This is a genomic window from Nocardiopsis sp. TNDT3, assembly GCF_003427465.1.
GTDB lineage: Bacteria > Actinomycetota > Actinomycetes > Streptosporangiales > Streptosporangiaceae > Nocardiopsis > Nocardiopsis dassonvillei.
This window is the reverse complement of sequence record NZ_QPFC01000488.1, coordinates 1-8097: the sequence shown is the minus strand read 5'-3', so window position 1 is coordinate 8097 and position 8097 is coordinate 1. Positions and strand designations below refer to the sequence as shown.

The following is an 8097-nucleotide window of genomic DNA, read 5'->3' as shown; positions in this document are numbered from 1 at the left end:
CTTGGGGGCGGAGGCCGCGGGGGCCTTCTCGCCCTGCGCCTTCGCGCCGCTCCCGCCCTTCGCGCCAGCAGTCTCCGCGGGCTTGTAGTCCGCGAAGAAGTTCCACCAGGCCTTGTCAACGGAGTTCGGGTCGTTCAAGTACTTCTGATAAAGCTCCTCGACCAACCACTCGTTGGGACCGAAATCTGTCAGGGGTTGAGACGCCTCAGACGACACGGCGGAGATCGCCCACTTCCGCAGCTCGCTTGTGAATGTGTAGGAAGACGGGTGGCTGCTGGCAAGGCGGGCTCAAGAAACGAACGCGGGAGCTGTTCCGCGCATACGGAGAAGCATCTGGCCTGGCCAGCACTCGTCGGGTACAAGGCTACTTGTACCGGCCTCCGCGCGGGGAACGCTGACCTTGTGGAAACTAGGAGATAGGTAACAATCTTTCACATCGACACTGCCACTACGTGTGAGTAACAAAGCTCAGAGTCGCGAGAGCGCCTGGTTTGCGGGGTTTTGCAGGGGTTTCACGATGTGAAGTTGTTGGCCGCGTCCGGCCACGCCGGATGTGGCGTGTAACACGGTGTCCCTCGGGGAACCAGTCGGGGCGGGCCTCCGTCGGAGGGGGTGCGAGCGGCCGGGCAGGACGGCCGGGCTCCCTCCGCCGGTCTTCCCAGCGGGCGGGAGGGGTCCGGGCCCGGCCGTGAACGCTCTTTCCCTCGTGCGCGGACGCGCGTTCGCTGGTGAAACGCCGGTGACCGGTGCCGAGGATGTACGGATCTGTGTGCTCTCCGGAGTTCTCCCACGCGGGAGGCCCCCTCGTGTCTACGATCCTCGGAACCGAGGACGCGACGGGCGGGGAGGCCATGAGGGGTCTGGGTGAACTGGAGGCGGCCATCATGGACGCGCTGTGGCGGTCCGAGGAGCCGATGTCCGTGCGCCAGGTCCGCGAGAACATGGTCTACGACCGCGACGTGGCCTACACGACCGTCATGACGGTGGCCAACATCCTCTTCACCAAGGGGCTGCTGGACCGGGAGAAGACCGGCCGCGCCTGGACGTACTGGCCGCGCGAGTCGCACGCCGAGTACACCGCGCGGATGATGGACGAGGTCCTCAACACCGGGCCCGACCCCGGCGCCACCCTGCTGCGCTTCGTGGAGCGCTTCAGCGACGAGGAGGTGGCGCGCCTCCACCGCGTGCTGGCCCAGACCCGGGACCGGCGCGGCGTCGCCAGCTAGCGGGGCGCCCGCCGGACAGCCCTAGGAGCGGGTCAGGGTGCGCACGCTGCGCGAGGAGACCGCGGCCAGGGTGGCCAGCAGCGTCAGCGAGGCCACCAGCACCAGGGCCGGAGCCGGGCCGAAGCGCTCGGCGAACGGGCCGATCGCGATCTGCCCGAGGGGCATCGCCACGAACGAGCCCAGCGCGTCGTAGGAGTACACCCGCGACAGCTTCTCCTTCGGCACGTTCTCCTGGACGGCGACCTCCCAGGCCACGTCGAACTGCTGTACCGCCACGCCCGCCAGGAACATCGCGGCGAACAGCACCGGCAGCGGCGAGGGCCCGGTCAGGGCCAGGAAGGGCACGGCGTGCGCCGTCATCAGGGCCGTGCCGTAGACCAGCGCCCGCCGCGGCTGCCAGCGGGCCGCCAGCACGCCGCCCGCCAGCAGCCCGACGCTGTTGGCCGCCATGAGCAGGCCCCAGGCGGTCCGGCCGAAGGTCTCGTCGGCGATGCCCGGACCCAGCACGGCCGTGGCCGCCGACCAGCCCGCGTTGACGACCATGAACTGGAGCACGATGATCCAGACCCAGGGCCGCGACACGAACTCGCTCCACCCCTCCCGCAGGTCGCGCAGCACGTCCGCGTCCCCGGTGTCCACCGGCCCGTCCGCCCGTGCCGCCCGTACGGACAGGAAGGCCGTCCCGGCGCAGGCGAACAGCGCCGCGTCCGCCGTGATCGCCCAGCCCGCGCCGAGCAGGCCCACCACGACGCCGCCCGCCGACATCCCCAGGAACAGCCCGCCCTGGACGCCCACGCCCATCGCCGCGTTGGCCTGGCGCAGCAGCTCCCGGGGCACGGTCTGCGGCGTCAGGGCCGCGGAGGCGGGCAGGTTCACCGCCGCGGCCGCGCCGTTGACCAGGCTCAGCGCGATCATCAGCGGCAGCGAGGCGGTGCCCGTCAACAGGAGCGCGCCCAGGACCGCCTGGGAGAGCGCGGCCAGGGCGCACCCGCCCTGGAGCACCAGCGCGCGCGGCAGCCGGTCGGCGATGACGCCGCCGAGCAGGAGCAGCGCCACGTTCGCCACCGAGCGCGCGCCCACCACCAGCCCCACGCCCGTCAGCGAGCCGGTCACGTCCAGCACGGCGAAGGCCAGCGCCACCGACGCCATGCCGTTGCCCAGGGCCATCAGGGTCCGGCCCGCGACCAGCCCGCGAAAGGCCGGGTGCCCCAGCGGGGCGGTCAGTCCCGCACCCGCGCCGCCAGTGCGCGCCATGGTCCCCCGTCCCCGCTCGTCCCAACGGCAGCGACGATCCCGTTCCGGCCGAGGGGGTGTCAACGGGTTTTCGCGCGGCGCCCGGGACCCCGGCTAACCCAGCACCCAGCTGCGGCCCTCGGCGGCCAGCTTCTCCACCAGGGTGGCGCTGTCGTGCTCCTTGGCGAACAGGTGCTCGGGGCGCGTGATCGGCACGATCCACAGCCAGCGCACGGGGTCGCCCTGGAAGGACAGCCCGGCGGTGTCCGGCGGCCGGTGCTCGGGGCGGGTGACCAGGGCGGAGGGGTCCTCCAGGAGCAGCACGGCTCCCGCGCCGCCGCGCATGGCCCGGTCCTCGGGGTTGTCCAGCCACTTGACGGTGTGCCCGGTGCCGAACCAGGTCACCGCCCGCCAGGGGAAGGCGCCGATCCACCGGAAGACGCGGGCGGCGTGGTGCGCGGGCAGCGTCGTGGCCAGGGCGAGCTCCACCCGGGCGTGCTGGGAGGTGTTGGCCATGTAGCGGTCCAGGGTGGGCATGCGCTGACCGCACATCCCGACCGTGGACAGCACCGTGTACGGGCGGTCCGCGGTGGGCGGGCGCTCCGACACGCGCAGCAGCGGCGGGTGGCCGTCGGAGACGTCCCAGTAGTGCCCGGGCTCGCCCACGTTGCGGTTGAGGTGGCTGAGCACCGTGCGCTGCACGCTGCGCCAGGCGCCCGAGGCGCGCCGCCAGTCCCAGTAGGCCTCGGCGTGCACCACGCGCGGCCACAGCTGCCCGCGCACCGAGTCCAGCTCCCAGGCGTACGCGCTGCGGCCGATCGCCTCGCGCGCGTACCCCGGCAGCCCGCTGTCGGCCTCCGCCCAGCCCGGGATGACGGCCAGCAGCCCCTCCTCGTCCACCAGGGCGACCCCGTCGCCCTCCTCGAACCACACGGCGCGCAGGCGGTCGGGGTCGAAGCGGGGGCGGCCCTGCGGGTGCTTGGTGTAGGCCTCGGGCATGAGCGGGGCCCGGCCCTCGTACAGCCCGCCGGACTCGCTCGTGCGCGGCGCGATCTCGTGGTTGGCCAGCCACACCGGGACGCGGATGCGCCCGCGCGCGTCCAGCAGGTAGGCGGCCGTGGTGTGGGAGTCACACTCGACGACGACGCGTCGGCTCTGGTATGGGCTGATCTCGTCGAGCAGGACGTCGATCCCTGTCACCGGCCCTCCCACACACCGATCCCCGGTCGTCGTAGCCGGACGGACCCGTCGGGCCCGTCCGCGCAGTGCGTAGAATCGACGGTAGTGCCCTGACAGGCGGAGCTGCACCGCGGCGGCGTATAAGTCGTATAACGACACGTTCCCGCCGCCGTCCGCGCCCGGGCGCCAGACCACCGACTCCACTTCCTACGGACTGTGTATGCCCGCCGAGCTCACCTTTGTCGCACCCCGTCGTGCCAAACCTCCCCGGCACCTGGCCGACCTCAGCCCCGACGAGCGGGCCGAGGTCGTCCGCGAGCTGGGGGAGAAGCCCTTCCGGGCCAAGCAGCTCGCCCAGCACTACTTCGGCTCCCTGGTGTCGGACACCTCGGCCATGACCGACCTGCCCGCCTCCTCCCGGGAGCGGCTCGGCGAGGCGCTGCTGCCCACCCTGCTCACGCCCGTGCGCCACATCACCTGCGACAACGGCATGACCCGCAAGACCCTGTGGAAGGCGTTCGACGGGGTGCTGTTCGAGTCGGTGCTCATGCGCTACCCGGACCGCGTCACCCTGTGCATCTCCTCCCAGGCCGGGTGCGGCATGAACTGCCCGTTCTGCGCCACCGGCCAGGCGGGCCTGACCCGCAACCTCTCCACCGGGGAGATCATCGACCAGGTGGTCGCCAGCGCCCGCGACCTGGCCAACGGCGAGGTCGCCGGCGGCCCGGGCCGCATCAGCAACATCGTGTTCATGGGCATGGGCGAGCCCATGGCCAACTACAAGCGCGTGCTCCAGTCGGTGCGCCGCATCACCGACCCCGTCCCCAACGGCCTGGGCATCTCCCAGCGCGGGGTCACCGTGTCCACGGTCGGCCTGGTGCCCGCGATCAACAAGCTCATCGACGAGAGGATGCAGGTCCGCCTCGCGATCTCCCTGCACGCCCCCGACGACGAGCTGCGCGACGAGCTGGTGCCCATCAACACCCGCTGGAAGGTCGACGAGGTCCTGGACGCCGCCTGGCGCTACGCGGGCACCACGGGCCGCCGGGTCTCCATCGAGTACGCGCTGATCAAGGACATCAACGACCAGGCCTGGCGGGCCGACCTGCTGGGCAAGCTCCTCAAGGGCCACCTGGTGCACGTCAACCTCATCCCGCTCAACCCCACCCCGGGGTCCAAGTGGACGGCCTCGCGCCCCGAGGACGAGCGCGAGTTCGTGCGGCGGCTGGAGTCGCACGGGGTGGCGGTGACCGTCCGCGACACCCGCGGACAGGAGATCGACGGCGCGTGCGGGCAGCTCGCGGCGGCCGAGAACTGACCGGCCCGCCCACGGCGACCGGGAGCGCGGGGTGATCGAGACGGCGCTGGCCTTCGTGGTCGCCCTCGTCTCCGGGCTCGTCCCGGTCATCAACATCGAGGTCTACCTGGTGGGCGCCGTCATCGCGATGGACGACGGCGCCCTGGTCGCCATGGCGGTGGCCGCCGGGGTCGGGCAGACCCTGGGCAAGCTGCCCTACTACTACGCCGGGCGCGGGACGCTCTCCGCGCCTTGGATCCGCCGCAGGAGCGCCACACCGGGCAAGTGGGCCGCACGGGCCGAGGGCTGGCGGCGCAGGGCCGAGGAGCGGCCCGCCTGGGGCGCGGGCCTGGTGGCGGTGAGCTCCCTCGCCAGCGTGCCGCCGTTCGTGGTGGTGTCGGTGCTGGCCGGGGTGGTGCGGATGAACGTCGTGCTGTTCGCCCTGATCACCTTCGTCACCCGCACCGCGCGCTTCCTGGTCGTGGTGTTCGCGCCCGCCTGGGGGCTGTCCTTCCTGCCCTGAGCGCGGTCCGCGCCTGACGCGGCCGGGGCGCCGCCCAACCGGTCCCCGGCTCGGCGGCGCCCCGGACGGCGTCTCCGTCAGACGCTGGCCAGGTCCCGGCGGCGAAAGCCCGCCAGGGCGACCGCGTTGGCCGCGAGCGCCGCCCCCAGCGCGACGGCCACCGGGGCGGCGTCGAACTCGTCGGCGGGCAGTTGGGGCAGCAGCCCGAACGCGCTCAGGTCCAGCAGCCGGTCGTCCAGGCCCAGCATCGGTCCGAGCAGCGAGACCAGGAGGCTGTAGCCCAGCCACGCCCACACCAGCGGGGTCAGGCGCGGGGCGGTTCCCACCAGCAGCGCGGTCAGAGCGGCGAACAGCAGGGCCACCGGCAGCTGGGCCAGGGCGGCCTCGGTCATCGTCCACGTCCAGGAGGGGTCCTCCAGAGCCGCCGACGCGCTCAGGCCCATGCCGACGCCGCCCGCCACCACGATCACCGCCGAGGACAGCACGCTGACCAGCAGGGCGCCGCCGAACCAGCGCACCCTGCCCACGGCCGCGGACAGGGTCAGCTCGGCGCGCCCGGAGGTCTCCTCGCCCCGCGCCCGCAGCACGGACATGACGGCGTAGGCCGACGCGGCCATCAGCACGTAACCGCTCATGGTGCCGAGGAAGCCCCCGGTGACGTCGTCGGCGGAGTCGCCGAGGACGGCCAGCAGGTCGGGGTTCTCCTCCAGCATCCCCTCCACCTCCGTGGCCAGCGAGCCGAACGCGAGGGCGAAGAGGAAGACCGCGGCCGCCCAGGCGAGGATCGCCCCGCGCTGCTGGTGCAGGTGCAGCGCGAACACGCCGTTGAGCAGCCCGCCCGCACCGGCCGGACCGGGCCGGGAGGGGACCAGGCCGGCGCCGAGGTCGCGCCGGTCCGCCAGGGCGTAGGCCAGCGCGAAGAGCGCCGCCACGAGGACCGCGTACAGCGCCAGCGGCCACCAGCGCAGGTCGTCGAACACGCGTGTCTGCTGGACCCAGGCGAACGGCGACAGCCAGGACAGCGCGTTGCCGCCCTCCTCGGCCATGTCGCCGACGACCCGGGACAGGAACAGCACGCCGGTGACCAGGAAGGCCAGGCCCGCGGCGGCGCGTCCGTGCTCGGTGACCTGCGCGCACACGGCGGCGACGGCGCCGAAGGAGATCCCGGCCAGGGCCAGCCCCAGCCCGTAGGCCGCGGAGTCGGCGACCGCCAGGCCGTTGCCCGCCATGGCCAGCGCGGCCAGGCCGCCGATGAGCAGGTTGACGACCGAGATGGTCACCAGCGCGGCGGTCATCTGGGCGCTCGTGCCCAGGACGCTGGCGCGTAGCAGTTCGGCGCGGCCGCTCTCCTCCTCGGCGCGGGTGTGCCGGACCACGTGCAGGACGCTCATGACCGCCAGGGCGATGAGCACGCTCATGGTCAGCTCGTTGACCACCATCGGGCCGAGCTGGTAGTCGTCCAGCCCGTATCCGGGGCCGCCGAAGAGGACGCCGGTCGGGGTCTCCATGAGAGCCGCCCGGGCCTGGCGCTGGGCGTCGGTGGAGAACATGTCGTCGAGCGTCGGAACGGTCGCGGCGACGGTGCCGACCAGGGCCAGGGTCCAGACGGTCAGCCGGAGGCGGTCGCGGCGCAGGACGAACCGGATGAGGGCGCCGGTGCCGGTGAACGCGTTCATACCGCCGTCCCCCCGTTCCGGTCGGCCCCGCGCGCGGCCAGCTCGTCGCCGTAGTGGCGCAGGAACAGCTCCTCCAGGGAGGGCGGGTTGCTCACCAGGGAGAGGATCCCGAGGCCGGTGAGCGTGCCCATGACGGCGCCCATGCGGGTGTTGTCCACGTCGAAGGCGACGGTGCCGCCGTCGAGCCGCAGGTTGTGCACCCCTTCGGCGCCCTCCAGGACCCGCGCGTCCCCGGTGACGGTGGCGCGCACGGCGGAGCGGGTCAGGTGGCGCAGGTCGTCCAGGGTGCCCGACTCCACCGCACGCCCCCTGCGGATGATGGTGACGGTGTCGCACAGCTTCTCCACCTCGGAGAGGATGTGGCTGGAGAGCAGCACGGTGCGGCCCCGGGCCTTGGCCTCCAGGACGCACTCGGTGAACACGGCCTCCATGAGCGGGTCCAGGCCGGAGGTGGGCTCGTCGAGGATGAGCAGTTCGGCGTCGGAGGCCAGGGCGGCGACCAGGGCGACCTTCTGCCGGTTGCCCTTGGAGTAGGCGCGCGCCTTCTTGGTCGGGTCCAGTTCGAAGCGGGCCAGCAGCTCCCGGCGGCGCGCGGGGTCGAGTCCGCCGCGCAGCCGCCCGAGCAGGTCGATCGCCTGCCCTCCGGTCAGGTTGGGCCACAGGGTGACGTCGCCGGGCACGTAGGCCAGGCGCCGGTGCAGGGCGACGGCGTCCCGCCAGGGGTCGCCGCCGAGCAGGCTGACCGTTCCGGCGTCGGCCCTGAGCAGGCCGAGCAGGACCCGGATGGTGGTGGACTTCCCGGAGCCGTTGGGCCCGAGGAAGCCCGCGACCTGGCCCGTGCGGACGGTCAGGTCCAGCTTGTCCAGGGCCTGGAAGCGGCCGAAGCGCTTGTCGACGCCGCGGACCTCGATGGCGGTTGGTGTCATGGTCGTCGTTCCCTCCGTGCGTGGTGGGGGTCGGGGA

Annotated in this window: 8 protein-coding genes; 3 read left to right on the top strand and 5 right to left on the bottom strand. The window is 72.9% G+C overall.

Translation table 11 applies throughout. The features are described from left to right. Positions 1-216, bottom strand: a 216-nt coding sequence (locus DQW06_RS12690) for a hypothetical protein (protein WP_157983427.1), incomplete at its 3' end; no start/stop codon positions are given. Between the two features lie 635 nt (positions 217-851). Between DQW06_RS12690 and DQW06_RS12685 the strand changes: the two genes are divergently transcribed. Continuing rightward, positions 852-1226, top strand: coding sequence for a BlaI/MecI/CopY family transcriptional regulator (locus DQW06_RS12685; protein WP_041553227.1), 375 nt, complete (start codon positions 852-854; stop codon positions 1224-1226). Positions 1227-1247: 21 nt separating this feature from the next. On the opposite strand, the gene DQW06_RS12680 is transcribed toward DQW06_RS12685, so the two are convergent. Then, positions 1248-2480 (bottom strand): MFS transporter, encoded by a 1233-nt coding sequence (locus tag DQW06_RS12680; protein WP_117198512.1) that lies wholly within the window; start codon positions 2478-2480, stop codon positions 1248-1250. 93 nt (positions 2481-2573) lie between these two features. Continuing rightward, a complete protein-coding gene (locus DQW06_RS12675) occupies positions 2574-3659 on the bottom strand; it encodes a suppressor of fused domain protein (protein WP_013154683.1) in 1086 nt (361 codons plus the stop codon). 199 nt (positions 3660-3858) lie between these two features. Here DQW06_RS12675 and rlmN point away from each other — a divergent pair, with 199 nt between their 5' ends. Beyond that, positions 3859-4956: a 23S rRNA (adenine(2503)-C(2))-methyltransferase RlmN gene (gene rlmN / locus DQW06_RS12670; protein ID WP_013154682.1), complete on the top strand. Its 1098-nt coding sequence runs from the start codon at positions 3859-3861 to the stop codon at positions 4954-4956. 31 nt (positions 4957-4987) lie between these two features. Further along, positions 4988-5458, top strand: a complete 471-nt coding sequence (locus tag DQW06_RS12665) for a hypothetical protein (RefSeq protein WP_013154681.1) — start codon at positions 4988-4990, stop codon at positions 5456-5458. A gap of 77 nt (positions 5459-5535) precedes the next feature. Here the strand turns inward: DQW06_RS12665 and DQW06_RS12660 are convergent, their stop codons facing one another. Together DQW06_RS12660 and DQW06_RS12655 are read right to left on the bottom strand one after the other, a co-directional pair. Further along, entirely contained in the window at positions 5536-7134 is a 1599-nt protein-coding gene (locus DQW06_RS12660; RefSeq protein ID WP_117198511.1) for an ABC transporter permease, read from the bottom strand. Next, positions 7131-8060 (bottom strand): ABC transporter ATP-binding protein, encoded by a 930-nt coding sequence (locus DQW06_RS12655; protein WP_013154679.1) that lies wholly within the window; start codon positions 8058-8060, stop codon positions 7131-7133. The genes DQW06_RS12660 and DQW06_RS12655 overlap by 4 nt, the downstream gene beginning before the upstream one ends. Positions 8061-8097 lie beyond the last annotated feature (37 nt).